This is a genomic window from Tritonibacter litoralis, from assembly GCF_009496005.1.
Taxonomy (GTDB): Bacteria; Pseudomonadota; Alphaproteobacteria; order Rhodobacterales; family Rhodobacteraceae; genus Epibacterium; species Epibacterium litoralis.
On sequence record NZ_WIBF01000003.1, the window covers coordinates 233,360 to 258,802 of the forward strand.

Annotated in this window: 22 protein-coding genes and 2 tRNA genes; 14 read left to right on the forward strand and 10 right to left on the reverse strand. The window is 55.3% G+C overall.

Annotated elements, in window-relative coordinates; translation table 11 throughout:
* Positions 1-78 precede the first annotated feature (78 nt).
* Complete coding sequence (locus GFB49_RS07385; protein WP_153215214.1) at positions 79-681, forward strand: alpha-ketoglutarate-dependent dioxygenase AlkB family protein; 603 nt, start codon at positions 79-81, stop codon at positions 679-681.
* Between the two features lie 4 nt (positions 682-685).
* Here GFB49_RS07385 and GFB49_RS07390 read toward each other — a convergent pair whose 3' ends face one another.
* Entirely contained in the window at positions 686-1,510 is an 825-nt protein-coding gene (locus tag GFB49_RS07390; RefSeq protein WP_153215215.1) for an ABC transporter permease, read from the reverse strand.
* A gap of 121 nt (positions 1,511-1,631) precedes the next feature.
* Between GFB49_RS07390 and cysQ the strand changes: the two genes are divergently transcribed.
* The 7 genes from cysQ to GFB49_RS07425 all read left to right on the forward strand — a co-directional run bounded on the left by cysQ (position 1,632) and on the right by GFB49_RS07425 (position 10,055).
* Positions 1,632-2,429 carry a 3'(2'),5'-bisphosphate nucleotidase CysQ gene (cysQ, locus tag GFB49_RS07395; protein WP_343032507.1) on the forward strand — a complete coding sequence of 266 codons (798 nt, stop codon included), beginning with the start codon at positions 1,632-1,634 and terminating at the stop codon, positions 2,427-2,429.
* A gap of 378 nt (positions 2,430-2,807) precedes the next feature.
* On the forward strand, positions 2,808-3,701 hold the full coding sequence (gene galU / locus GFB49_RS07400) for a UTP--glucose-1-phosphate uridylyltransferase GalU (RefSeq protein ID WP_153215216.1): 894 nt from the start codon (positions 2,808-2,810) through the stop codon (positions 3,699-3,701).
* Positions 3,702-3,749: 48 nt separating this feature from the next.
* A complete protein-coding gene (galE, locus tag GFB49_RS07405; RefSeq protein WP_343032508.1) occupies positions 3,750-4,733 on the forward strand; it encodes a UDP-glucose 4-epimerase GalE in 984 nt (327 codons plus the stop codon).
* Entirely contained in the window at positions 4,733-5,782 is a 1,050-nt protein-coding gene (locus tag GFB49_RS07410) for a glycosyltransferase family 2 protein (RefSeq protein WP_246149647.1), read from the forward strand. The genes galE and GFB49_RS07410 overlap by 1 nt, the downstream gene beginning before the upstream one ends.
* Positions 5,783-5,948: 166 nt before the next feature.
* Positions 5,949-6,935 (forward strand): glycosyltransferase family 2 protein, encoded by a 987-nt coding sequence (locus GFB49_RS07415; RefSeq protein WP_153215316.1) that lies wholly within the window; start codon positions 5,949-5,951, stop codon positions 6,933-6,935.
* Entirely contained in the window at positions 6,932-8,632 is a 1,701-nt protein-coding gene (locus GFB49_RS07420) for a DUF5927 domain-containing protein (RefSeq protein ID WP_153215218.1), read from the forward strand. The genes GFB49_RS07415 and GFB49_RS07420 overlap by 4 nt, the downstream gene beginning before the upstream one ends.
* 1 nt (position 8,633) lies before the next feature.
* Complete coding sequence (locus tag GFB49_RS07425) at positions 8,634-10,055, forward strand: sulfotransferase family 2 domain-containing protein (RefSeq protein WP_153215219.1); 1,422 nt, start codon at positions 8,634-8,636, stop codon at positions 10,053-10,055.
* A gap of 11 nt (positions 10,056-10,066) precedes the next feature.
* Here the strand turns inward: GFB49_RS07425 and GFB49_RS07430 are convergent, their stop codons facing one another.
* The 8 genes from GFB49_RS07430 to GFB49_RS07465 form a co-directional block, all read right to left on the reverse strand.
* Positions 10,067-10,531, reverse strand: coding sequence for a PTS sugar transporter subunit IIA (locus tag GFB49_RS07430; RefSeq protein ID WP_153215220.1), 465 nt, complete (start codon positions 10,529-10,531; stop codon positions 10,067-10,069).
* 44 nt (positions 10,532-10,575) lie between these two features.
* Positions 10,576-11,139 (reverse strand): ribosome hibernation-promoting factor, HPF/YfiA family, encoded by a 564-nt coding sequence (gene hpf / locus GFB49_RS07435; RefSeq protein ID WP_153215221.1) that lies wholly within the window; start codon positions 11,137-11,139, stop codon positions 10,576-10,578.
* Positions 11,140-11,416: 277 nt separating this feature from the next.
* Positions 11,417-12,175 carry an LPS export ABC transporter ATP-binding protein gene (gene lptB, locus GFB49_RS07440; RefSeq protein ID WP_153215222.1) on the reverse strand — a complete coding sequence of 253 codons (759 nt, stop codon included), beginning with the start codon at positions 12,173-12,175 and terminating at the stop codon, positions 11,417-11,419.
* Positions 12,175-12,672 (reverse strand): lipopolysaccharide transport periplasmic protein LptA, encoded by a 498-nt coding sequence (lptA, locus tag GFB49_RS07445; RefSeq protein WP_153215223.1) that lies wholly within the window; start codon positions 12,670-12,672, stop codon positions 12,175-12,177. Before lptA ends, lptB begins: the two co-directional genes overlap by 1 nt.
* Positions 12,673-12,693: 21 nt before the next feature.
* Positions 12,694-13,278: a hypothetical protein gene (locus GFB49_RS07450; protein WP_153215224.1), complete on the reverse strand. Its 585-nt coding sequence runs from the start codon at positions 13,276-13,278 to the stop codon at positions 12,694-12,696.
* A 16-nt stretch (positions 13,279-13,294) separates the two neighbouring features.
* Entirely contained in the window at positions 13,295-13,909 is a 615-nt protein-coding gene (locus GFB49_RS07455; RefSeq protein ID WP_343032509.1) for a ribonuclease D, read from the reverse strand.
* A gap of 128 nt (positions 13,910-14,037) precedes the next feature.
* A tRNA-Leu gene (locus GFB49_RS07460) sits at positions 14,038-14,124 on the reverse strand.
* A 183-nt stretch (positions 14,125-14,307) separates the two neighbouring features.
* Positions 14,308-14,394 (reverse strand) — tRNA-Leu (locus tag GFB49_RS07465).
* A 209-nt stretch (positions 14,395-14,603) separates the two neighbouring features.
* On the opposite strand from GFB49_RS07465, the gene GFB49_RS07470 reads away from it, so the two are divergent.
* The gene (locus tag GFB49_RS07470; protein ID WP_153215225.1) at positions 14,604-15,593 is read left to right on the forward strand and encodes a complex I NDUFA9 subunit family protein; all 990 of its coding nucleotides are present in this window, start codon (positions 14,604-14,606) and stop codon (positions 15,591-15,593) included.
* A gap of 67 nt (positions 15,594-15,660) precedes the next feature.
* Here the strand turns inward: GFB49_RS07470 and GFB49_RS07475 are convergent, their stop codons facing one another.
* On the reverse strand, positions 15,661-16,467 hold the full coding sequence (locus GFB49_RS07475; RefSeq protein WP_153215226.1) for an undecaprenyl-diphosphate phosphatase: 807 nt from the start codon (positions 16,465-16,467) through the stop codon (positions 15,661-15,663).
* 234 nt (positions 16,468-16,701) lie between these two features.
* Here GFB49_RS07475 and GFB49_RS07480 point away from each other — a divergent pair, with 234 nt between their 5' ends.
* The 5 genes from GFB49_RS07480 to queG all read left to right on the forward strand — a co-directional run bounded on the left by GFB49_RS07480 (position 16,702) and on the right by queG (position 25,440).
* A complete protein-coding gene (locus GFB49_RS07480; protein WP_343032510.1) occupies positions 16,702-18,144 on the forward strand; it encodes an NAD(P)-dependent oxidoreductase in 1,443 nt (480 codons plus the stop codon).
* 77 nt (positions 18,145-18,221) lie between these two features.
* The gene (gltB, locus tag GFB49_RS07485) at positions 18,222-22,754 is read left to right on the forward strand and encodes a glutamate synthase large subunit (protein ID WP_153215227.1); all 4,533 of its coding nucleotides are present in this window, start codon (positions 18,222-18,224) and stop codon (positions 22,752-22,754) included.
* A 109-nt stretch (positions 22,755-22,863) separates the two neighbouring features.
* A complete protein-coding gene (mtgA, locus tag GFB49_RS07490) occupies positions 22,864-23,592 on the forward strand; it encodes a monofunctional biosynthetic peptidoglycan transglycosylase (protein WP_153215228.1) in 729 nt (242 codons plus the stop codon).
* A gap of 64 nt (positions 23,593-23,656) precedes the next feature.
* Positions 23,657-24,322, forward strand: coding sequence for an FtsZ-binding protein FzlA (gene fzlA, locus GFB49_RS07495; RefSeq protein WP_343032511.1), 666 nt, complete (start codon positions 23,657-23,659; stop codon positions 24,320-24,322).
* 71 nt (positions 24,323-24,393) lie between these two features.
* Positions 24,394-25,440, forward strand: a complete 1,047-nt coding sequence (gene queG / locus GFB49_RS07500) for a tRNA epoxyqueuosine(34) reductase QueG (RefSeq protein WP_153215229.1) — start codon at positions 24,394-24,396, stop codon at positions 25,438-25,440.
* Positions 25,441-25,443 lie beyond the last annotated feature (3 nt).

The window sequence follows — 25,443 nt, forward strand, 5'->3', positions numbered from 1 at the left end:
GCAACCGCCTCAGCACGCCGCATGTCGCCGTTCTGCACGGTTTTTGCAAGGGATATGGTTAAGAATGGAATAAGACTGATGCCTTTGCTCCGCCTTCGGGGGTTTGAAATCCACAAAAACAGCCTGTCACCGACTGAGCAGAGTGAAATTGTGGAGGCTTTGCGCCCGGTGTTGAAAGCCGCGCCCTTGTTTTCTCCAAAGGTGCCGACGGGCGGGCAAATGTCGGTGCGGATGACATCGGCGGGTCAGTTCGGCTGGTTTTCAGACGCGACCGGTTACCGATACGTCGACAGCCACCCAAAGGGGCAAGCTTGGCCCGATATCCCAGCTGTTCTGTTGAATCTGTGGCGCAAGCACGTTTCTGCCGAACGCCTGCCGGAATGCTGTTTGGTGAATTACTACGGCGAATCTGCGCGGATGGGGATGCATCAGGACAAAGATGAGGCGGATTTCACCTTCCCGGTTCTGTCGGTGAGCCTGGGGGATGATGCCTTGTTTCGGATCGGCAATGCCACCCGCGGCGGTAAGACAGAATCGATCTGGCTGAGCTCGGGTGATGTTGTGGTTATGGGGGGCGAGGCGCGATTGACCTACCACGGGGTGGATCGGATTCGGTTCAAATCTTCGCGTCTGTTGCCCAAAGGGGGGCGTATCAACCTGACAATGCGCGTGGTGACCTGAGGTCTTAGCGCCGCGCACTCCAGCTGAGCGACACTTTGCGGCGGGTGTAAAACTCACCCATGAGCCCGATAACCAACAGAACAAGGGCCACGGTCAACGCATACTCCCAGCTGCTGAAATGCGGGTTATAGTTCTTGAACGTATAGCCCCGCACCTGGTCGATACAGTGAAACAGCGGGTTCCAATCAAACATAACCAGCATGGATGACGGCAGCGTATTGGCGAGGAACATTTTACCAGAGGCGATCATGTTGGCGCGCTGATAGATCGTGGAGAAGATCCCAACCAGGGAAGGGGCCCAGGGTTTCATAATCAACAAAACCAGCCCGACACAGGAACCGGTCAGCCAGGCCAGCAACATCATCGCATAGGCGGAAATCGGATCCTCGATCACCACGGGCGTAAACGCGACGTGATAGCCGAACAGGATGATAAACAACGATAAGGTTTGCAGATATAGGGACCCGATGGCGGCCGATAAGATGGCGACAATTGTGTTCATCGGCGCGTGTTGCATCATCGGGCTGCTTGGCCCTTCGGCTCCGGCCACGGCGCTCACGGCTTTGGTGTGGGTTAGAAACAGGAACACCCCGGTCATGACATACACAAGGAAATCCCCGCGGATTGCAGACCCACGCACGCCCAAGATCTGAAACATCGCAAAGAAGATAACGACAAACATAACCGCCTGAAAAATCGTAGTTCCCAGCGCCATCAGTGCGTTGTTGTGTTTGGATCGCACGCTGCGCACGATGGCGTGAAACACCACCTCGGTCATCTGAAGGAGACCAAAGAACAAAGAGGGTTTAGTTGGGCGTTGCTGAAACATTGGAACCAATTGGGCTGATTGCTGCTTAATATGACACGGAATTCTTGCTGTTCCGTTGCCTGAGTACCATAAGAGGCTTTGAGAAAGTTTTCAAATTTGTACCGTTAGGCGGAGAATTAGTGTGACTTATGACGAACTGATCCCAGTTATTCGCAAGCTGGCGATCGAAGCCGGTGCCAAAATCATGGAGATCTACAACTCTGATGATTTTGAGGTGAAAGTTAAATCTGACGAGAGCCCTGTCACCGTTGCTGACGAAGCAGCAGATGCGTTGATATCGGATGGTTTGCGGGCTGCATTTCCAGACATGATGCTGGTCACCGAAGAACAGTCTGCATCGCACAAAGAACGTGGCGAGACCTTTTTGATTGTTGACCCGCTGGATGGCACCAAAGAATTCATCAACCGTCGTGGCGATTTTACTGTGAACATCGCTTTGGTCGAAAAAGGCGTGCCAACGCGCGGCGTGGTCTATGCACCGGCGCGGAACCGGATGTTCTTTACCTTGGCTGATGGCACAACGGTTGAAGAAACCGGCATCTTTGACCCGGACACAATTGGTGAAACCAAAGTGTTGAAGGTTGCCGATAGCGACAACGATGCGCTGATGGTTGTGGCATCTAAATCCCACCGCGATCAAGCCACCGACGACTACATCAACAAGTATAACGTGAAAGACAGCAAAAGTGCTGGGTCTTCGCTCAAGTTCTGCCTGGTGGCGACCGGTGAAGCGGATATTTACCCGCGTGTTGGCCGCACCATGGAGTGGGACACCGCCGCTGGACATGCCGTTCTGTTGGGCGCGGGTGGTAAGGTTGTGCGTTTTGACAATCACGAACCCCTTGAATACGGCAAAGAGGGTTACGCAAATCCCTTCTTTATCGCATATGCACCCGGTGTTGAGCTGAAAGAAGCTTAATCAGCCATGCTGTGTCCCAAGGTTTGTCAGAATAAACTTTGGGACACAGAATCAATAGACGTTAAAGGGGGGATTCTTGCCGATCCGGCTTTGACGCAGCCCGCCGACATGTATCTGTTGTACACGAACTCTAAAGAGTGTGCGGACTTGACCGTTAATGTATCAGAAGCGGGAATAGTTTGCCGAGAAGTTTAACCAATACCCACATGGTTAGGTACAAATAGTTCGAAGTTACTGTACCGTTAACAGTGGGATGACTGGTCAGCCGATTGATTTCTCCTCCTAAGCCATCGGGCTTGTCGGAAGGCCAAAGTGAAGAACCGACCCCTTGTCCTCTACTGTGACAGCGGTCATTGTGTATGAAAAAGAGAGCGAGTTATGCGTAAGAAAGTTACAAAAGCTATTTTCCCAGTTGCTGGTCTTGGCACTCGGTTCCTGCCCGCAACCAAATCCGTTCCAAAAGAAATCATGACTTTGGTGGACCGCCCCTTGGTCCAATACGCCATCGATGAAGCGCGCGCTGCTGGGATCAAAGAATTTATCTTTGTGACATCTCGCGGCAAAAGCGCTCTGGAAGACTATTTCGACCATTCGCCGATCCTTGAGCAGGAGCTGCGTAAAAAAGGCAAAGATGCGCTGTTGGAAACGCTGAAGCAGACCAACATGGATTCCGGCGCGATTGCTTATATCCGTCAGCACCAGGCGCTGGGTCTGGGTCACGCGGTATGGTGTGCTCGCCGTCTGATCGCAAACGAACCCTTTGCGGTAATTTTGCCTGATGACGTGATTGCAGCAGAAACGCCATGCCTGAAGCAAATGATCGAAGCCTATGAAGAGACCGGCGGCAACATGGTTGCAGCGATGGAAGTCGCACCGGAAAAAGCCTCGGCTTATGGTGTTCTGGACGTCAAAAACGACATGGGGTCCGTGGTCGAAGCCCGCGGCATGGTTGAGAAGCCAAAACCGGATGAAGCACCGTCCAACTTGGCCGTTATCGGTCGCTACGTTCTGTCCCCGACCGTGATGAGAAACCTGAACAAGAAAAAGCAGGGCGCCGGTGGTGAGATCCAGCTGACAGATGCGATTGCAGACGACATCGCAAACGATGTTCCGGTTTATGGCTATCGCTTCCGTGGTCAGCGGTTTGACTGTGGCTCCAAAGCTGGCTTCCTGCAGGCGACCGTTGCCTTTGCTCTGGCGCGCGATGAGCTGCGTGAAGAGCTGATGGGCTATATCCAGGAAGTTGCTCAAATGGATAAGGCGGCGCAATAAGCGCCACCTTTTCATCTGACAGACTTTGACGGACAAAGGACCAACGGTGTGAAAACTGTTCTTGTAACTGGCGGTGCGGGCTATATTGGCTCGCACGCCTGCAAAGCGCTCAAAGCGGCGGGTTATACGCCCGTTACTTATGATAATCTCGTAACGGGTTGGCAGGATGCCGTTAAATTTGGCCCGTTTGAACAAGGTGATTTGACGGATCGCGCTCGGCTGGATGAGGTTTTTGCCAAGCATAAACCAATTGCTGTGATGCATTTTGCCGCGCTGAGCCAGGTTGGCGAAGCCATGTCGCAGCCTGGCAAATATTGGGCCAATAATGTGGGTGGCTCACTCAATCTGATCGAGGCGGCAGTGGCGGCAGGCTGTATGGACTTTGTGTTCTCTTCCACCTGCGCGACCTATGGCGAACACGACAACGTTGTGTTGGATGAAAACACGCCCCAAGAGCCGCTGAATGCCTATGGTGCCAGCAAGCGCGCAGTCGAAGACATCCTCAAGGATTTTGAGGCGGCTTATGGTTTGCGCTCTGTCATCTTCCGCTATTTCAACGTGGCAGGCGCAGATCCAGAGGCAGAGGTCGGAGAGTTCCATCAGCCCGAGACCCATCTGATCCCGCTGATGATCCAGGCGATCAAAGGCGAACGAGATGCGTTGACCGTCTTTGGCACCGATTACGACACGCCGGATGGCACCTGTATTCGTGATTACGTCCACGTTTGCGATCTGGTCGACGCGCATGTTCTGGGTTTGAAATGGCTGGAAGACGGCAAGGGCAGCCAGGTGTTTAACCTTGGCACCGGGTCCGGGTTCTCTGTCATGGAGGTGATTGAACATTCTCGTTCGGTGACCAACCAAGAGGTGCCTTATAACACAGGTGATCGCCGCGCCGGGGATTGTACCAAACTGGTGTCGGGCTCGACCCGCGCGATCAAGGATTTGGGATGGGAGCCGTCACGCTCTACCTTGAATGAAATGATCGCAGATGCGTGGCGTTGGCATCAAAGCGGCCACTACGATCAGTAATGAACAAGGCGGGCTCTGACCTGTCGATGCCGCGTGTCTCTTGGCGCGCGGCTTATCGTTTGCGGCTCAAGCGAAAGCGCCTGCTGTGGCGTGCTTTTCGTGCGCGGCACCAGTTGCATCCGGTTCAGTTGCGACTGCGCACCTTTGCGCCGGACGCGGTGATTGTTGTCACCGTGCTGCGCAATGAACGCAGCCGATTGCCCTATTTCCTCGATTACTACCGCAAGCTTGGCGCTGCACATTTTCTGATGATCGACAACGGCAGCGCGGACGGCAGCGCAGCCTATCTTCAGACACAACAGGACGTCTCTGTGTGGCAGTGCACGGCGGGGTATCGCGCGGCGCGCTTTGGTTTGGATTGGAGCACTTGGCTGCAGCGCAAGTATTGCCACGATCGCTGGTCTTTGACGGTGGATGTGGATGAGCTGTTGGTGTTTGATAGCTGCGCCCAGAAGGGATTGCCGGATCTGACCCGATGGTTGGATCAGCAGGGGATCCAAGGATTTGGTGCCATGATGCTGGATCTTTACCCCAAGGGACGCCTGTCCCATCAAATCTACCAACCGGGTCAAGATCCAACAGAGGTGTTGGACTGGTTTGACACGGGGCCTTATCGGGCAGAGCGGCAAGCGCCATTGGGGAACCTTTGGCTGCAAGGAGGCGCGCGCGAGCGGGTGTTTTTTGCAGATCGCCCCGAACGATCTCCGACATTGAACAAAATCCCATTGGTCAAATGGGATCGCGCGTATGCTTATGTGAATTCCACGCACTCCATTCTGCCGCGCGATTTGAATGCAATTTACGACGGCCCCGGCACCTCACAGCCCTCTGGCGTCTTGTTGCACACGAAATTCCTGCCAGAGATCGTTTCCAAGTCGGAAACCGAAAAGGCGCGGCAACAGCATTTTCATACACCGTCGGATTTTGACGGCTATTACGTTCAACTGATGGCAGCTCCAGATTTATGGCAGCCGCAGTCGCAGAAATATACCGGTCCCAGCCAATTGGTCGATCTGGGATTGATGTCGAGAATCGCGTGGCGTGATTGATCAAACACGTAAAATCAGAAGTTTTGTAACGCTTTCTAAATGCATTGAAACCCATGGTTTAACCGTGACATATTGGCGAAAAGCAGAGGATCTGGTCCGCGCAGCAGGCTGGGATCGCATTTTTGCAAAAGTGGGCGGACAATTGGGGCTTTGGGATTCTTATCGCATGCGATTGCGGCGCAAACGCCGGATTGTCCGGTCCATGCGCAAATCCCGTGATCTGTCAGCCCTTCAGGACAATACAAAAAACATTCGCAAAGGGGACATTTTGTTGGTCTCCACCATGCGGAATGAACAGGTTCGACTGCCCTACTTCCTGCGGTATTACCGAAATCTCGGCGTGAATCATTTCCTTTTTGTGGACAATGGTTCGGAAGATGGGACGTCCGAATATCTGTCGGGGATGGCAGACGTGTCAGTCTGGCGAACTACCGCCAGTTACAAACGGGCGACCTTTGGTGTGGATTGGATGAACCACTTGAAACGGCGCTATGCCCATGGGCATTGGGTGCTGGTGGTCGACCCGGATGAGCTGTTTGTCTATCCGTTCTGCGACACGCGACCGTTGCGGGCGTTGACGGACTGGCTGGATGATGCATCGATCCGCAGCTTTTCTGCCATGCTGCTTGATGTGTACCCCAAGGGGGCGATCAATGCAGAACCTTATGAGCCGGGCCAGGATCCCTTGGAGATCGCGCATTGGTTCGACAGCGGCAATTACTCGGTCAAGCGCAACCCTACTTATGGCAACCTATGGATCCAGGGCGGTGTGCGGTCGCGCGTCTTCTTCCCGGATCAACCGAAAAAAGCACCGGCGCTGAACAAGATCCCATTGGTCAAATGGGACCGTAGATATGCCTATGTCAGTTCCACGCATATGTTGCTGCCGCGTGGCCTTAACCAGGTCTATGACAGCGGCGGTGGTGAGAAAGCCAGTGGCGTCCTGCTGCATACAAAATTCCTCGACACTTTTGCAGCCAAAGCCAACGAAGAGCAAACGCGTGGCCAGCACTATGCCCATTCCGTAGAATACCAAGCCTATGTACGTGAGTTGGAACGCCAACCGCAGCTGTGGTGTAAATGGAGTGAGCGATACATCAATTGGCGCCAGTTGGAAATTCTGGGTCTGATGTCCAAAGGAAACTGGGCATGAGCGCGGTGGGCATCGTCATGATGGTGCACACAGCTTTGTCGCGTGCGGCGCAGGTGGCACGCCATTGGGCGGCGGCCGGTTGCCCGGTTGTAATCCATGTGGACTCGCAAGTGTCAAAACATGCCAATTCAGAATTCACAGCCGCATTGAAATCGCAGCCGTTGATCAGTTTTTCCAAACGGCATCGGTGTGAATGGGGCACTTGGGGCATTGTAGCTGCGTCCCAAGCCGCGTCCGAGCAGATGTTGCGGATGCACCCTGAGGTCAATCATGTGTATTTGACCTCAGGCTCTTGCCTGCCGTTGCGCCCTGTTAGCGAGCTGCAGGATTATCTGTCGGAACGTCCGACCACAGATTTCATCGAAAGCGCGACAACGGCGGATGTGCCGTGGATTGTCGGTGGGCTGAGCGTTGAGCGGTTCACCTTGCGGTTTCCTTTTTCCTGGAAACGGCAGCGCGCCTTGTTTGATGGCTATGTGCGGTTGCAGCGCAAAATCCGTTTGAAACGTCGGATCCCACCGGGGCTTGTTCCACATATGGGCAGCCAATGGTGGTGCCTTACGCGGAAAACGTTGACTGCGATTTTGAATGATCCAGAACGCGGAACCTATGATCAGTACTTCCGCCGGGTCTGGATTCCGGATGAAAGCTATTATCAGACGTTGGTGCGCCAGCACGCGCGCCGGATCGAAAGCCGATCGCTGACATTGTCGAAATTCGACTATCAGGGCAAACCGCATGTCTTCTACGATGATCACCTGCATTTGCTGCGCCGGTCCGATTGTTTTGTGGCACGCAAAATCTGGCCCCATGCGGATCGCCTGTATCATGCGTTTTTGAATCCACCTGAAAGCCACGCCAATAGAACAGAGCCAAACCCACGCAAAATCGACCGGATTTTCTCCAAAGCCGTGGAGCGCAGAACACGGGGACGGGCTGGGCTCTATATGCAGAGCCGTCTGCCAAGGTACGGTTTGGAAAACGGGGTTACGTCCGGGGAGTATTCTGTCTTTCAAGGGTTCAGCGAACTGTTTGAGGACTTTGAAACCTGGTTGTTCAAAGCCACCGAGGCCCGCGTGCATGGGCATCTGTTTGCACCCGACCGGGTGGGTTTTGTGGATGGCCAGAGCTCTTACAACGGGGCACTCAGCGACAATGCGAAGCTGCGCGATTACAATCCTGAACGGTTTTTGACAAACTTCATATGGAACACGCGTGGCGAGCGGCAGTGTTTTCAATTTGGCCCGATGGATTCACAAGGGGCCATGGAACTGATGGCGCGGGATACCAATGCACAGATTTCGGTGATTTCCGGCGCTTGGGCGGTGCCTTTGTTTAAATCCGGCAAAGGGTTCACCGAATTGCGCCGGGACGCTGCCCGCCTGCAACAGATCGAGGCGGAGCAGCTGCGCGTTTTGCGCTCTCAATGGGCCAATGCACGCATCCGGATCTGGACCATGGCTGAATTTATTGAATCGCCCATGGAATCCTTGCAGGTCATTGTGGATGAGATCACCAAAGGGCATCATCGCCATCTCACCGAAGCACCGCAGATGGTCAATTTGGACGGCTTTGGCCAGTTCCTGCAAAACCTGAAAAACCAGGGCATGCATCCTTATTTGATGGGGGATTTCCCCTTGGAAGCCGGTCCAGCCCAAACGCCGTCTTTGCCGCGTAAACCCTATTTGGTCCGCTGATATGCCCGCAGATTTTGATTACTTTGTGATCTTTGCCGAAATGCGCACAGGTTCGAATTTCCTGGAAAGCAACCTCAACTCGATTGAGGGTGTGACAAGTTTTGGGGAGGCGTTTAACCCGCATTTTATTGGCTATCCAAATTCGGATGACGTCTTGGGCGTCACGTTGGATGCGCGTGAAAACGATCCGATGGAAATAATCAGCCGGATCAAAGCCCACCAAGGGTTCGGTGGGTTTCGCTATTTCCATGAACATGATCCGCGCGTGTTAGAGCCGGTTTTGGATGATGCGCGCTGTGCAAAAATCATCCTGACCCGCAATCCGCTTGACAGCTATATCTCGTTGAAGATTGCCAAAGAGACGGGGCAGTGGAAGCTGACAAATGTCAAACAGCGCAAAGATGCGCTGGTCGATTTTGATATGGCTGAGTTCACCAAACATCTGGATCGGCTGCAGGGGTTTCAGCTTCGCCTGCAGGAGGGGTTGCAAAGGCGGGGGCAAACGCCATTTTATGTCGCGTATGAGGATCTGCAAAGCGTTGGCGTTTTAAATGGACTGGCGCATTGGCTGGGTCTGCCAAATGGCATTGACGGGTTGGATGACAAACTGAAACGTCAAAATCCGTCACCGGCTTTGTCCAAAGTCTCTAACCCAGAGGAAATGATCCAAGCGCTGGCGACAATTGACACGTTCAACCTGTCGCGTACCCCTTGTTTTGAACCCCGCCGTGGGCCCAACGTGCGCAGCTATTTGGCTGCGCCGACATGTCCGCTGCTGTTTATGCCGATGCCTGGTGCCCCAAGAGCCGAGGTGTGCAAATGGATGGCAGCGCTGGACGGTGCACCCCAGCCGTTGCTGGAGATTGGTGGACAGAAAGATCTGCGCCAATGGATGAATGCACATCCGGGTCATCGACGGTTTACGGTGCTGCGTCACCCCTTGGCCCGGGCCCATGCGGCCTTTGTCGAGGTTGTGGTACACGGCCAAAGCCAGCTGTCCAAAAAGCTGCGTCAATCGCTGCGCCAGCAGGGACATGAGGTGCAGCCAAATCTGATACAGAAGGACCGCGAAAACCACGCTGCGGTCTTCTCTGGCTTCTTGGATTTCTTAAAGCAAAACCTCAATGGGCAGACATCTGTTCGGGTGGATGCACGATGGGCAAGCCAATCGCAAATCTTGTCCGGGTTTGAGGAATTCTGCGCCCCTGATCTGGTGCTGCGCGAAGAGGATCTGGCGGAGGATCTTCCCCATTTGGCGCGCAAAGTGACACAAAACTCTGCACCGACCCTGCAGTTCACGGGGGAAGAAACGTTGCGACTGGCCGATATCTATACGCGCGCCTTGGAAGACAAGGCGCGTGCCGCGTATCGGCGGGATTACATGATGTTTGGGTTTAGAGACTGGGTTGCGCCAAACGGCTGAAAGAAGCGCAGTTATGCAGCTTGCACCGATTGGTTTTCCGTCAGAATGGTATAAAGCGTGCTCGGATCCGGGTTTGAGCGCAGCTTGGTGCAATAGCTCTGTTCGCGCAGGGTCCGCGACACAAGCGCCAGCGCCTTCAGATGATCGACACCCGCGCTTTCGGGTGCAAACAGCGCAAAGACGATATCGACCGGCTGGCGATCAACGGCACCAAAATCCAACGGTTTTTCCAGAACGATAAAAACGCCGACCACCTCTTCGAGGTGATCCAGACGTGCATGGGGCAGCGCAACGCCATGGCCCACACCGGTGGGACCAAGGCTCTCTCGCTCCAAGAGAGCCTCAACCGTTTTTTCTGGAGCAAGACCATGGATTCCATGCGCAATATCCGCGATCTCCTGAAACAGGCGCTTCTTGCTGGAGGCAGAGCTAATAACACGCACTGCCTCTTGCTTGAGGATCTTGGAAATCTGCATTTACTTGCTCCGCTCGGGTGCCATTTCGGCCCGTTATCAGCCTATTACGGGTCGATCCAACCGATATTGCCGTCTTCGCGGCGGTACACAACGTTTAGACCATCTTTGTTTTCATTTCGGAAAACCAACACGGGAGAGCCTGCAAGTTCCATCTGCATGACCGCCTCCCCAACAGAAAGCGAGGGGATCTTGGTCTCCATTTCGGCGACGATAATGGGTTGCAGCGATTCCGGCTCGTTTTCATGCTCGGTCGATTCCGAAGCCAAGATATAAGATGCGGCCCCCAAAAGTTCAACCGGTTCGCTTCTGTCGCGATGGTGGTCCTTCAGGCGGCGCTTGTACCGGCGCAGCTGTTTCTCCATCTTTTCATTGCAGCCGTCAAAAGCGGCATAGATTTCAGTAGCATGCGCCTTGGCCTGCGCGGTCAAACCTGTCGACAGGTGAACGGTGGCCTCACATACGTATTCATGCGCAGAACGCGAAAAAACCACAGTCGCGTCCGTAGGTCGCTCAGCATATTTTGCAACAACTTCACCCAATTCGGATTGTACGTGAAATTGTAGAGCTTCGCCGATGTCGATCTGTTTTCCGCTGATTTTGTAACGCATGGGATCTCCTTGCTCTTTGCTCATCTGAACAGCCCGGTCGCAACAGCGACCAGAAAATTTAGAACTGGATTCAGATAGGTGTAACAGGCAGAGATATCGGTTGCAGGGCACCGGGCCTTGCGATCAAGGCTGTCCGATTTGCTGCAAAGGATTGCATCTGTGCCATGAAACAATTCGATGACAAACCAGCGGGAGAGTCAATGGCAAACCTAAAATTGGCAGGACCTCGCCGCTGGGAACAGGGGCAATTGCGACGATTTGTCGAGGCGTTTGCGTTTTAGGATATGCGGAAACTGTCGCCAAGATAGACACGGCGCACGTTTTCGTTTTGCACCACTTCTTCCGGGCTGCCGGACATTAAAACCTGCCCATCGTGCAAGATATAGGCCCGGTCCACAATTTCCAAAGTCTCGCGTACGTTGTGATCGGTGATTAACACACCGATACCGCGTTTTTTGAGGTCCGCGACCAAATGGCGAATATCGCCAACGCTGATCGGGTCGACGCCTGCAAAAGGTTCGTCCAACAGCAAATAGCTGGGGTTCGCAGCCAGACAGCGGGCAATTTCAACACGGCGACGTTCCCCACCTGACAGCGCTAGGGCCGGGGCGCGACGCAAATGCTCAACCGAGAAATCAGACAACAGCTCTTCGAGACGTTCGCGACGCTTATGCGCATGTTTTTCCGAGATATCGAGCACGGCCATGATGTTGTCTTCGACCGAAAGACCCCGGAATATCGACATCTCTTGTGGCAGATAGCCAATACCCAACCGCGCGCGGCGATACATGGGCAGGGACGTTACATTCTGCCCGTCAATCGAAACAGCGCCACCTTCGGGGAAAACTAGGCCGGCAATGGAGTAAAACGTCGTAGTCTTGCCCGAGCCATTTGGGCCCAGCAACGCAACAACTTCGCCCCGGTTCAACGACAGGGTGACGTCGCGGATGACCACACGATTGCGGTAGGATTTCCGCAGTTTCTCGATACGCAGCCCGGATGAACCTTCGGTGACAGAGAGTTGGGGGCGTGCCATTAGTTACCGTTCGGATTGAGAATAGTTTTGACCCGACCTGACATCTGGGCAGTTCCACTGTTCAGATTAACGGTCATCTGGCTTGATGTTAAAACAGCGTCGCCTTGGCTTAACAGCACATTGCCGCGCATGATTATCGTGCCGGAGTCGATATTGTATTCGGCCTCTTCGGCCTCGGCCGCGTCATCCCCGTTTACCAGGATCACCTGCCCCGTCGCGCGCATGCTTTGAATTCCGGTTTTTTGTTGATCGTCGCCGGTTTTGTAAGTCACCCGCACGGTGTCAGCCGAAAGCCGCATGAGGCCTTGGACAATAACAACATCCCCAGAGAATTGTGCAGTGCCGTCTGTTTGGTTGACTTCTAAGTTTTCGGCAGAGACTTCGACCGGCGCGTTAGGATCCGTTTTTACAGACCCAAACGCGATTGTCCCCTGTGCTGCCGCAAGAGCAGGAACACAAAAGGTGTAGAAGGCAATAAGGAGCGCACGCAGGAACATATCGCTTTATCTTTCTGGACTTTATGGTTGATATACCAATTTAACGCCGTTGTTGAACAGTATTTGGACTGAGTTTCCTTGAGATTCTGTTGTTATCGACATGGATCCGGCGGTAAGTTGACCCAATGGGCTGGTTGCACGGATCGTTCCCGGTGCTTTGGCATTTATTTCATTCAGATGCGTATCGAGACGTTCGGTTTCAACCCGCATTCCATCGTCGGTTTGCAAAACCACTTGGCCTTTGAACTGCGCAACTTCCATATCTGAGCCCAAGGAGCCACTGTCTGCACTTAATGTGACAGAGCCGCCTGAAACGAAACGAATGGTCGCCTGCAACGCTGTTGCGGTGGCCTCGCCGGAGGTTTGTGTAAATCGTGTATTCTCGGCACTGACCACGATCTCATCACCATCCGCAGTGCTGCCCGCGAAAAAAGGACCAGTGACCTGTTGCCCGCGCATACGCTCTTCGATCTCGGTCTGGGCAAAGGGAATTGCGGCCTCTTGATCACTGCCGCGAGAGATCAAAAAAACTGTTGATAACAACACAAGCGCTGCCAGTGGCAAAACCACTTTGAGCAGGGCAATCATGCGAGAGTAACGGTCCATTGCGGGCTTTTATCGTTCAGGAATGTGCAAAGATATCAATATCCGGCCAGCCTGCCAAATCCAGTTTGGCGCGCGTGGGCAGAAATTGGAAACAGGCGGCGGCGATCTCACTCCGGCCCTCGCGTGCAAGCCTTTGATCCAGAACCGCGCGCAGTCTGTGGAGATGCAGCACATCCGACGCGGCATAGTCCAACTGTGCGGCTGTCAGTTTTGGCGCGCCCCAGTCGCTCATCTGCTGTTGTTTGGATATATCCAGCCCCAGCAATTCCTGCGTTAGATTCTTAAGCCCATGGCGATCCGTATAGGTCCGAGTCAGGCGGCTTGCGATCTTGGTACAATAGACCGGAGCGGCCAGCGCGCCAAAGCTGTGATAAAGCGCGGCAATGTCAAAGCGGCCGTAATGGAACAGTTTCAGCACGTTTGGATCAACAAGAAGCGCAACAAGGTTCGGCGCATCGGTCTGCCCCTTTTGGATCTGAACAAGATGTGCATTGCCGTCGCCTGCGGACAATTGAACCACGCAAAGGCGATCGCGATGCGGGTTGAGCCCCATGGTTTCACAGTCGATGGCGACAACGGATCCAAGGTCTAAACCATCCGGCAGGTCATTTTGATAAAGATGGTTCGCCACCAGATTCGTCCCCTTGTCCCATTGGCTGTGCCGCAGCACCAAGGGCCGCTGATCCTGCAAAGCGACATAGGTGTTTTGTCGATCCGACTCAACAGTCAGAGGCGATAGATCAGCTCTATTGGGGGGGATGGTGCCCAGAAGAGGACTCGAACCTCCACGTCCATACGGACACTAGCACCTGAAGCTAGCGCGTCTACCAATTCCGCCATCTGGGCACAGATGTCGTGAGGAGGGCGTATAAGCGGGTTTTCAGAAGGCCGCAAGTGCAAAATGAGGTGGGGTGCACAATAATTGGCTTGGAAAATCACGACGTGAAAACAAGATGTTAATCCAATACGCAGCCGTTTAAGCGCTTGGTTGCACTGCCATCTTTGGGGGGATTGAAGTTTTGGGGAAGATGGTGCCCAGAAGAGGACTCGAACCTCCACGTCCATACGGACACTAGCACCTGAAGCTAGCGCGTCTACCAATTCCGCCATCTGGGCACAGATGTCGTGAAGCGGGCGTATAAGGGGAGTCGCTGGGGACGTCAAACGATATTTTGACGTTTTTGCAAAATAATATACTTCACAGGCTTGGGATGTGGGCTTTGCTGCAACGCGCGGATTTGACTTCAATCAACATCGTTTTGCGCCTTGTTCGGCACCCCTGACGGCGATAAATCAGGTCCATAGCTAATTTTAGGAGCCAACAGATGTCCAAACTGGTCACGATCTATGGTGGGTCCGGCTTTGTGGGGCGCTATATTGCGCGGCGCATGGCCAAGGAAGGCTGGCGGGTGCGCGTTGCGGTGCGTCGTCCCAACGAGGCAATGTATGTCAAACCCTATGGCGTGCCGGGTCAGGTTGAGCCGGTTCTGTGCAATATCCGCGATGACGCTTCGGTGGCGTCGGTCATGGAAGGTGCTGATGCGGTTGTGAACTGCGTGGGCGTTCTGAATGGCATTGGTAAGAACACGTTTGAAGCAGTGCATGCCAACGGGGCGGAGCGCATCGCGCGGATCTCTGCGCTGCAGGACATTCCTCAGATTGTTCACATCTCGGCCATTGGCGCGGATGCTGAAAGCGACAGCGCCTATGCGCGGACCAAAGCCGCCGGCGAAGCGGCAGTTTTGGAACATCGCGCGGATGCGATCATTCTGCGCCCCTCGGTCATCTTTGGCACCGAAGACGCGTTCTTTAACCGATTTGGCGCGATGGCGCGTATGGCTCCGGTTCTGCCGATCGCGGGCGGCAACACCAAGTTCCAGCCCGTGTTTGTGGATGACGTAGCCAAGGCCGCCGTTCTGGGCGCGCTGGGTCAGGCTGCGGCGGGCACCTATGAGCTGGGCGGGCCCGAGGTTAAAACTTTCCGCGCTTTGATGGAACAAATGCTGGAGGTGATCCACCGCCGTGCGATCATTGTCTCGTTGCCGGGCATGGCCGCCGGCTTGATGGCATTTGGCTTTGACATGGTTCAGAAGTTCTCTGGCGGTCTGATCGAGAATAAGACATTGACCGTGGATCAGCTGCGGAACCTGAAGGTTGACAATGTGGTCTCAGACGCGGCCAAGGGGTTTGCCGATCTGGGTATCCGCCCGGTGTCGCTGGCTTCAGTTCTTTCGGATTACCTGTGGAAATTCCGCCCCTCTGGCCAATATGACGAGATGGTTGGATCCGCCCGCAATCTGCGTGGCGATCTCTAAGGGCGCTCCCTCAGTTCAAATGACAAAAGGCGCCCTTGGGCGCCTTTTCCTTTTTTGGGATGTTCCATCAGGCTGAGTAGGCAATGATCAGCAGAATGACACCCAGGATCACTCGGTAGATTACATAAGGCGTAAAGCTGACGCTGCGCAAAAGCCGCATCATCAGCACCAACGCCACCAGCGCCGAGGCAAAGGCCAGCGCCGCCGCAATGGCCGCGTCGCGGATAATGGCGGCATTGGCTTCGACGGCCATTTCCATGCCCAGCAGCAGGCCCGATGCGATGATTGTCGGGATCGACATCAACATGGCAATTTTGGCCCCGTCTTCGCGGGTATACCCCAATTGGCGCGCACCGGTGATGGTGATGCCAGACCGGGATGTCCCGGGGATCAGTGCCAGCATCTGCCACAGGCCCATAATCACGGCATCTTTGACGCCCCAGTCTCCCAGCTCTTTGCGGGTTGGGCCCCATTGGTCGGCGACATAAAGAACAATCCCAAACCCGAGCATGGTCCACCCAATTACGGCCATGGAGCGCAGCGCGTCGCTGAGGCCAGTAAAATGCAGGAAGGCTCCAAACAGAACGGTTGGGATTGTGGCGATGATCAGACCCAGCGCAAGCCGTGCGCCCGGCGTATCCGTGCGCCCACGTGCAAGTGTTGCAAGCCCCACCAAGCCGTCGCGGACGTCGCTCCAGAAATACATAACAACTGCAAATAATGTGCCGACATGTACAGCGACATCAATAAGCTGGCCTTGATCATCCATGCCGGTGAGTTCCGGCAGCAGAATCAGATGTCCAGAGGACGAGATGGGAAGAAATTCGGTAATCCCCTGGATAACCGCGACAATAAAGAGGTGAAACAAAGACATGGGGGTTTCCGTCGGAGATAAACTGATACGAGTTCTATGGACTGTGTATAAGTCACTGGGATGAAAAGGAAGTCTCTCAATTGAGTCCGAATCGGACCTAAAACTTCTGTACATCCTCGTGAATCTGGGTATGACCAAGGTAACGAACGACCTAAAAGGTCAGCAAGGTTTACCAATAATCGCTACGCTCTGAGATATCCGGTTTTGGAGCTAGCCAAGAAGGAGTTCTTAGCTGTGGCCAAGCAACCGATGCTCAAATTCGTGCAGATCGACCGCGACATGCCCGAAAAGCGAACCGCTGAAGAACGCAGAGAAGATTTCGACGAGATCTATGCAGAGTTTGCTGCAGCCAAAGCAGAAGAGCAGGCCAGCCGCTGCAGCCAATGCGGTGTGCCTTATTGCCAGTCGCACTGCCCGTTGCACAATAATATCCCAGATTGGCTGCGTTTGACCGCAACAGGCCGTCTGGAAGAGGCTTATGTCACCAGCCAGTCCACCAATACCTTCCCAGAGATCTGTGGCCGCATTTGCCCGCAGGACCGTTTGTGCGAAGGCAATTGTGTGATCGAACAGTCCGGCCACGGCACTGTCACCATTGGCGCGGTTGAAAAATACATCACCGACACGGCCTGGGAAAAAGGATGGGTCAAGCCTGCGGCTCCTCTGGCAGAACGCTCAGAATCCGTTGGTATCATCGGCGCGGGTCCTGGTGGTCTGGCCGCAGCGGATATGCTGCGCAAAGCAGGCGTACAGGTCACGGTTTATGACCGTTATGACCGTGCTGGCGGTTTGCTGACTTATGGCATTCCGGGCTTTAAACTGGAAAAAGACGTGGTCATGCGCCGCAACAAGCTGTTGGAAGACGGCGGCGTAACCTTTGTGATGAACTGCAACATCGGTGAGGATATCTCGTTCGAGGAGATCCGCGCAAAGCATGATGCCGTGGTTATCGCCACCGGCGTGTATAAATCCCGCGATCTGGCGATGCCGGGTTCTGGCGCGACAGGGATCGTCAAGGCGATCGATTTCCTGACCGTGTCGAACAAGGCTTCAAACTTTGGCGACAGCATTCCGGAATTCGAAGATGGCACGCTGAACGCCGAAGGTAAGAAGGTCGTCGTGATCGGTGGTGGTGACACAGCCATGGATTGCGTACGTACATCGATCCGTCAGGGCGCGACCTCGGTCAAATGTCTCTATCGCCGGGACAAGGCCAATATGCCGGGTTCGCAACGCGAAGTGCAAAATGCCGAAGAAGAAGGCGTGATCTTTGAATGGCTTTCGGCTCCCAAAGGGTTCACCGATGCCGACGGCAAGGTTGCAGGCGTGATGGTGCAGCGGATGCGTTTGGGGCAACCTGATGCCTCTGGCCGTCAGGCCCCTGAGGTGATCGAAGGCGCGGATTACGTCGAAGAGGCGGATCTGGTGATCAAAGCGCTGGGTTTTGAACCCGAAGAGCTGCCGACCCTGTGGAACCAGCCGGACCTGCCAGTCACGCGTTGGGGCACAATCAAAGCCGAATTCCTGACCGGTGCGACCGAGATGGACGGCGTCTATGCCGTTGGTGACATCGTACGCGGTGCATCGCTGGTGGTCTGGGCGATCAAGGACGGGCGTGATTGCGCCAATGCGATCCTGGAACGTTTCGGCGCTGCCACAGCCGTTGCGGCCGAGTAATCCAAACAACATCCCAACCAGCGGCATGTGCGCCCCCAAACGGGTGAGGCGCCGCCGCCTGACAGAGGTACAGATATATGACCAAATATGATGCAGAATGGGTCCGCGCCGAAGAAGCCAAGCGCAAGTGGATGGCGGAGAACGGTCTTTACGCTGAAGCAGAAGAGCATTCTTCCTGTGGTGTGGGCCTTGTGGTGTCCATCGATGGCAAGAAAAGCCGCAAGGTGGTTGAGGCCGGGATCGAAGCGCTCAAGGCGATCTGGCATCGCGGTGCGGTGGACGCAGATGGTAAAACCGGCGACGGCGCTGGCATCCACGTTCAGATCCCGGAAGAGTTCTTTTACGATCAGATCAAACGCACAGGCCACGAGCCGCGCACCGATGAACGTGTGGCCGTCGGTCAGGTCTTTTTGCCGCGGACGGATTTTGGGGCTCAGGAAACCTGCCGGACCATCGTCGAAAGCGAAGTTCTGCGCATGGGTTACTACATCTATGGCTGGCGCCATGTGCCGGTGGATGTCAGCTGCCTGGGTGAAAAAGCAAACGCCACCCGTCCCGAGATTGAGCAGATCCTGATCTCAAACTCTAAAGGAGTGGATGAGGAAACCTTTGAGCGTGAGCTTTATGTAATCCGCCGTCGCATCGAAAAGGCGGCCGCAGCTGCCCAAGTGGGTGAGCTGTATATCGCCTCGCTGTCTTGCCGCTCGATCATCTACAAAGGCATGATGCTGGCGGAGCAGGTTGCGGTCTTCTACCCCGATCTGATGGATGAGCGGTTTGAATCCGCTTTTGCGCTGTATCACCAGCGGTATTCCACCAACACCTTCCCGCAGTGGTGGCTTGCGCAGCCGTTCCGCATGTTGGCCCACAACGGTGAGATCAACACGCTGAAAGGCAACCTAAACTGGATGAAAAGCCATGAGATCCGCATGGCATCTGCATCCTTTGGCGACCATGCGGAAGATATCAAGCCGATTGTGGCCTCTGGCTCTTCTGACTCTGCTGCGTTGGATTCGGTGTTTGAGGTTCTGGTGCGTGCAGGCCGCTCGGCTCCAATGGCAAAAACCATGCTGGTGCCCGAAAGCTGGTCGAAGCAGGCGCTGGAGCTGCCGCAAGCCTGGCGTGACATGTATTCCTACTGCAACTCGGTCATGGAACCCTGGGATGGCCCGGCCGCGCTGGCGATGACCGACGGCCGCTGGGTCTGCGCGGGTCTGGACCGCAACGGTCTGCGTCCGATGCGTTATGTGGTGACGGGCGATGGTCTGGTGATCGCAGGTTCTGAGACCGGTATGGTGTCGATAGATGAAGCCCACGTCGTCGAAAAGGGCGCGCTGGGCCCCGGTCAGATGTTGGCCGTGGATATGAAAAAGGGCAAGCTGTTCCACGACACTGAGATCAAGAACAAGCTGTCGCGCGCGCTGCCGTTTGGCGAGTGGGTTGAAAAGATCAACGATGTGGATGCGTCGCTGGCAGAGGTGACGGAACAGCCGCTGTTCCAAGGCGAGGAGCTGCGCCGCCGTCAGGTCGCGGCAGGCTATACCATCGAAGAGCTGGAACAGATCCTGTCGCCGATGGCCGAAGATGGCAAGGAATCGCTGGCCTCTATGGGGGATGACACCCCGTCTGCGGTTCTGTCGAAAATGTATCGCCCGCTCAGCCATTTCTTTCGCCAGAACTTTAGCCAGGTCACCAACCCACCAATCGACAGTTTGCGCGAATACCGGGTGATGTCCTTGAAAACTCGGTTCGGTAACCTCAAGAACGTGCTGGACGAAGACAGCTCGCAGACCGAGATCATCGTGCTCGAAAGCCCGTTTGTGGGCAACGCGCAGTGGGCCAAGTTGGTAGAGCAGTTTAACGCGCCGCTGGTTGAGATCGACTGTACCTTTGAACCCGGCCAAGCGGCGCTGAACGCGGGTCTGGCGCGTATTCGTGCTGAGGCCGAAGAGGCCGTGCGCTCTGGTGCGGGACATATCGTTCTGACGGATCAGCATTCCAACGGCGACAAAATTGCGATGCCGATGATCCTTGCCACCTCGGCGGTGCACTCGCATCTGACCCGCAAGGGGCTGCGCACCTTCTGCTCGCTCAACGTGCGGTCTGCGGAGTGTATCGACCCGCATTACTTTGCGGTTCTGATCGGCTGTGGCGCGACCGTTGTGAATGCCTATCTTGCCGAGGATTCGCTGGCAGATCGTATCGAACGCGGCCTGCTGGACGGCTCTTTGACCGAAAACGTTGCCCGCTTCCGCGAGGCTGTGGATCAGGGTCTGTTGAAGATCATGGCCAAGATGGGGATTTCGGTGATTTCCTCTTATCGTGGTGGTCTGAACTTTGAGGCCGTGGGCCTCAGCCGTGCGATGGTTGCCGAATACTTCCCGGGCATGACTTCGCGGATTTCCGGCATCGGTATCCACGGCATCCAGAAAAAAGCTGAAGAGATCCATGCAAAGGGTTGGACTTCGGCAGAAGGCGTGCTGCCAATTGGTGGTTTCTACAAGGCGCGCAAATCCGGTGAGACCCACGCTTGGGAGGCCACGTCAATGCATATGATGCAGATGGCGTGTAACCGCGCGTCGTTTGAGATGTGGAAGCAATACTCGGCCAAGATGCAATCCAATCCGCCGATCCATTTGCGGGACCTGTTGGACATCAAAGCCATCGGCAAGCCTGTGCCGCTGGAAGAAGTGGAATCGATCACCTCAATCCGGAAGCGGTTTGTGACACCAGGCATGTCGCTGGGGGCACTCAGCCCCGAAGCGCACAAGACCCTGAACGTTGCGATGAACCGGATTGGCGCCAAGTCTGACTCAGGCGAAGGCGGCGAAGATCCAGCGCACTTCCACCCAGAGCCCAATGGCGACAATCCGTCGGCCAAGATCAAACAGGTGGCGTCGGGCCGTTTTGGTGTAACCGCGGAATATCTGAACCAGTGTGAAGAGCTGGAGATCAAAGTCGCCCAGGGTGCAAAACCGGGTGAAGGTGGCCAGCTGCCGGGCATGAAGGTCACCGATTTGATTGCACGTCTGCGTCACTCCACCAAAGGTGTGACCCTGATCTCGCCGCCGCCGCACCACGATATCTACTCTATCGAGGATCTGGCGCAGCTGATCTATGACCTGAAGCAGATCAACCCGCGTTGTAAGGTGACCGTGAAACTGGTGGCGTCCTCGGGTGTTGGCACCATCGCAGCAGGTGTGGCCAAGGCCAAGGCAGACGTCATCCTGATCTCGGGCCACAATGGTGGCACCGGTGCGTCGCCTGCGACTTCGATCAAATATGCTGGTCTGCCATGGGAAATGGGTCTGACCGAGGCGCATCAGGTTCTGTCGATGAACAACCTGCGTGGCCGTGTGACCCTGCGGACCGACGGTGGTTTGCGCACAGGCCGTGACATCGTGATGGCAGCCATGCTTGGGGCCGAAGAGTACGGCATCGGTACTGCCGCCTTGATCGCGATGGGCTGTATCATGGTGCGCCAGTGTCAGTCGAACACCTGCCCGGTGGGTGTCTGCACCCAGGACGAAGCGCTGCGCGGTAAGTTCACCGGCAACGCCGACAAAGTTGTGAACCTCATCACTTTCTACGCACAAGAAGTGCGGGAAATCCTTGCCTCGATCGGTGCGCGGTCGCTGGACGAGGTGATCGGTCGTGCGGATCTGTTGGCGCAGGTTTCACGTGGATCAGCGCATCTGGATGATTTGGACCTCAATCCGATGCTGATCACCGTCGATGGGGCGCACAACATCGTCTACAACCGCGACAAGGACCGTAACGCGGTTCCGGATACGCTGGATGCGGAAATCGTCCAGGATGCTGCGCGCTTCCTCAAAGAAGGCGAAAAGATGCAGCTGTCCTATGCGGTTCAGAACACCCACCGCACCGTCGGCACCCGCACCTCAAGCCACATTGTCCAAAACTTTGGCATGCGCAATACGCTGCAGCCCGATCACCTGACTGTGAAACTGCAAGGGTCTGCCGGTCAGTCTCTGGGAGCCTTTGCGGCACCTGGCCTGAAACTGGAAGTTTCCGGTGACGCCAATGACTATGTGGGCAAAGGTCTTTCAGGTGGCATCATCACTGTGCGCCCGCCGCAGATCAGCCCGCTGACGGCAAGTGAGAACACAATTGTCGGAAACACTGTGCTTTACGGTGCAACGGACGGGTATCTTTTCGCAGCGGGTCGCGCAGGTGAACGATTTGCCGTGCGGAACTCTGGCGCAAAGGTTGTTGTCGAAGGTTGCGGATCCAACGGTTGTGAATACATGACTGGCGGGGTTGCCGTGATCCTGGGGTCCATCGGTGCCAATTTTGGTGCCGGTATGACCGGGGGGATGGCTTACCTCTATGATCCAGAGGCTCAGGCCGAAGCGCTGATGAACATGGAATCGCTTGTTCTGTGCCAGGTGACTGTTGCCCACTGGGAAGCAGAACTGAAGACACTGGTCGAACAGCATTTAAAGGAAACCGGAAGCCGAAAAGCAGCAGAAATATTGCAAAACTGGGACAATGAAAAATTTAACTTCCTCCAGGTTTGCCCCAAAGAGATGCTGAACAAGCTGCCCCATCCGCTATCGCTGGAGGATGCGGTCATCCCGGCCGAATAAAAGAGATCAAAGAATCCCCAACTGGACCCGCAGGCAAAAAACCTGCGGGTTATTTTTTCTCCTGAAACAGCCCTTGGACCCTTGGCGTTCACTGTTTTATAGATTGAGCATGGCAGTTCAGGCACGTCGCAAGCAGAAATCATCCAAAGCCACGAGACGTCGGTTCCAGCCGATCGCCTGGTTGCGACGTTGGCTGTTGCGTCTGGTGTTTGGAAGTATTGTAGCAACCGTTGCGTTGGTTCTGCTGTATTCCGTAGTCAACCCGCCCATAACCCATACGATTTGGTCCGAGAAACGCCGCCTGGGTGATGTGGATCGTGAATGGGTTCCCATTGAACATATCAGCCCGGTGCTTGTGCGGTCTGTTGTGGCTGCAGAAGACGCCAATTACTGCCAGCATTGGGGCTTTGACCTGAAGGCGATCCAGTCTGCTCTGCAGGACGGCGGCCAGCGCGGGGGATCCAGCCTGTCGCAACAAGTCGTCAAAAACGTGTTCCTGTGGCAGCATCGCAGCTGGTTTCGCAAAGCAGTTGAAACGTTGCTGACGCCTCTGGTTGAGGCGACCTGGAGCAAACGGCGGATTTTGGAAGTTTATTTGAATGTTGCTGAAACCGACGAAGGTGTTTTTGGCGTTGAAGCGGGCGCGCGCAAGTATTTTGGCAAAGGCCCAGATGAGCTGTCGGCGCGTGAAGCTGCGCTTTTGGCGGCTGTTTTACCCAATCCCAAGGCACGCTCTGCGGCGCGGCCAAGCGCATCCTTGCAGCGTCGTGCGGAACGGATTGCCGATGGGGCCGCCACGATCCGCGCAGATGGTCGATCTGCGTGTTTCGAGGATTGAATCTTTTGCCCGATTTGGGCATCTGTGCAAAGGTTCTCACATCGCATATTTGGAGTTTGCTTAGGTGGCCCGCCTTTATCACGTTCCGCTCTCACCTTTCTGTCGAAAGGTCCGACTGTCGCTGGCAGAAAAAAAGATCGAAGTTGAGCTGATCGAGGAACGCTATTGGGAGCAGGATCCCGATTTTTTGCGTCGCAACCCAGCGGGCAAAGTGCCGGTGCTGCGGCTGGATGGTATGATCTTGACCGAAAGTGCAGCAATCTGCGAATACATTGAAGAGACCCGACCGGAGCCTTCCCTGATGCCAAAGGACGCTGAAACCCGTGCGGAAATCCGGCGTTTGGTAGGATGGTTTGATGACAAGTTCCATCAAGAGGTCACCTCGAAACTGCTGTATGAGCGGGTGAACAAGAAGGTGACGGGTGAAGGATACCCGGACAGTAAAAATGTCAAAGCCGGTGCAAAGGCGATCAAGTATCATTTGGATTACATGGCCTGGTTGCTGGATCATCGCCGGTGGCTTGCGGGAGACCAGATGACGTTGGCGGATTTTGCGGCTGCCGCGCATCTGTCCTGTTTGGATTACATTTCGGATGTGGACTGGAATCGCTCGGCCGCGGTCAAGGATTGGTACGCCAAGATCAAGTCACGCCCGGCGTTCCGTTCGATCCTGGCGGATCAGATTGCGGGCTTCCGCCCACCGCCCCATTACGCCGATCTCGATTTCTGATAGGGTATTTGGGGGCTGTCTGCCCCCTCTTGGCTGGCGGCCAATTCACCCCCGAAAGTATTTTTGAAAAGATGAATGATCCGGCAGATTTGAAAGCCCGTTTGGTGGCCCAGGCGCATACCGAAGGCTTTGTGTCTTGTAGGGTGTGCAGGCCCTGGGATGTGCCCGAGGTGGCCGCGCGGTTGGCGGAGTTTGTTGAGAGGGGGTTTCACGGCCAGATGGGCTGGATGGGAGAGCGTCAGAATTGGCGTGCAGACCCGGCACAACTGTGGCCTGAGGCACGGTCGGTTATCATGTTGGCCGAAAGCTACACGCCGGATGAAGACCCGATGGCGGCGGTGGCGCGAGCTGATTGTGGCGCGGTGTCCGTCTACGCGCGCAACAAGGATTATCATGATCTGGTCAAAAAGCGCCTGAAACGCCTGGCGCGGTGGTTGATTGCGGAAGCTGGGGCCGAGATCGAGGTGAAGGTTTTTGTGGATACAGCTCCGGTGCCCGAAAAACCTTTGGCGCAGGCCGCGGGATTGGGATGGCAAGGGAAACACACCAATCTGGTGAGCCGGGATTTTGGCAATTGGGCTTTTTTAGGCTCTGTTTTTACTACATTGGATTTGCCGGTTGATGCGGCAGAGCCGGATCATTGCGGGTCTTGCCGTGCCTGTCTGACAGCCTGTCCGACAGATGCGTTTATCGCGCCCTATCAGATGGATGCGCGCAAGTGCATTTCTTACCTTACGATTGAGCACAAGGGCCCGGTGACGCCGGAACTGCGCCCCAAACTGGGCAATCGCATCTATGGCTGTGATGATTGTCTGGCGGCCTGTCCGTGGAACAAATTTGCGGTTGCGGCCAGCGATTTGCGTTATGAGGCGCGCCCTGAGTTGCGCGCGCCTAAATTGGCGGAGCTGGCCCAGCTTGATGATGCTGGGTTTCGCGCGTTTTTCTCAGGCTCTCCGATCAAGCGGATTGGGCGCGACCGGTTTGTGCGCAACGTGCTGTATGCCATTGGCAACAGCGGTCAGATGGATCTGCTGCCCGTGGCACGTGCCATGTGCGATGATCCTGATCCCACCGTGGCTGACGCCGCCGCCTGGGCAGTGGCGCAGCTGAACGGGTGATCT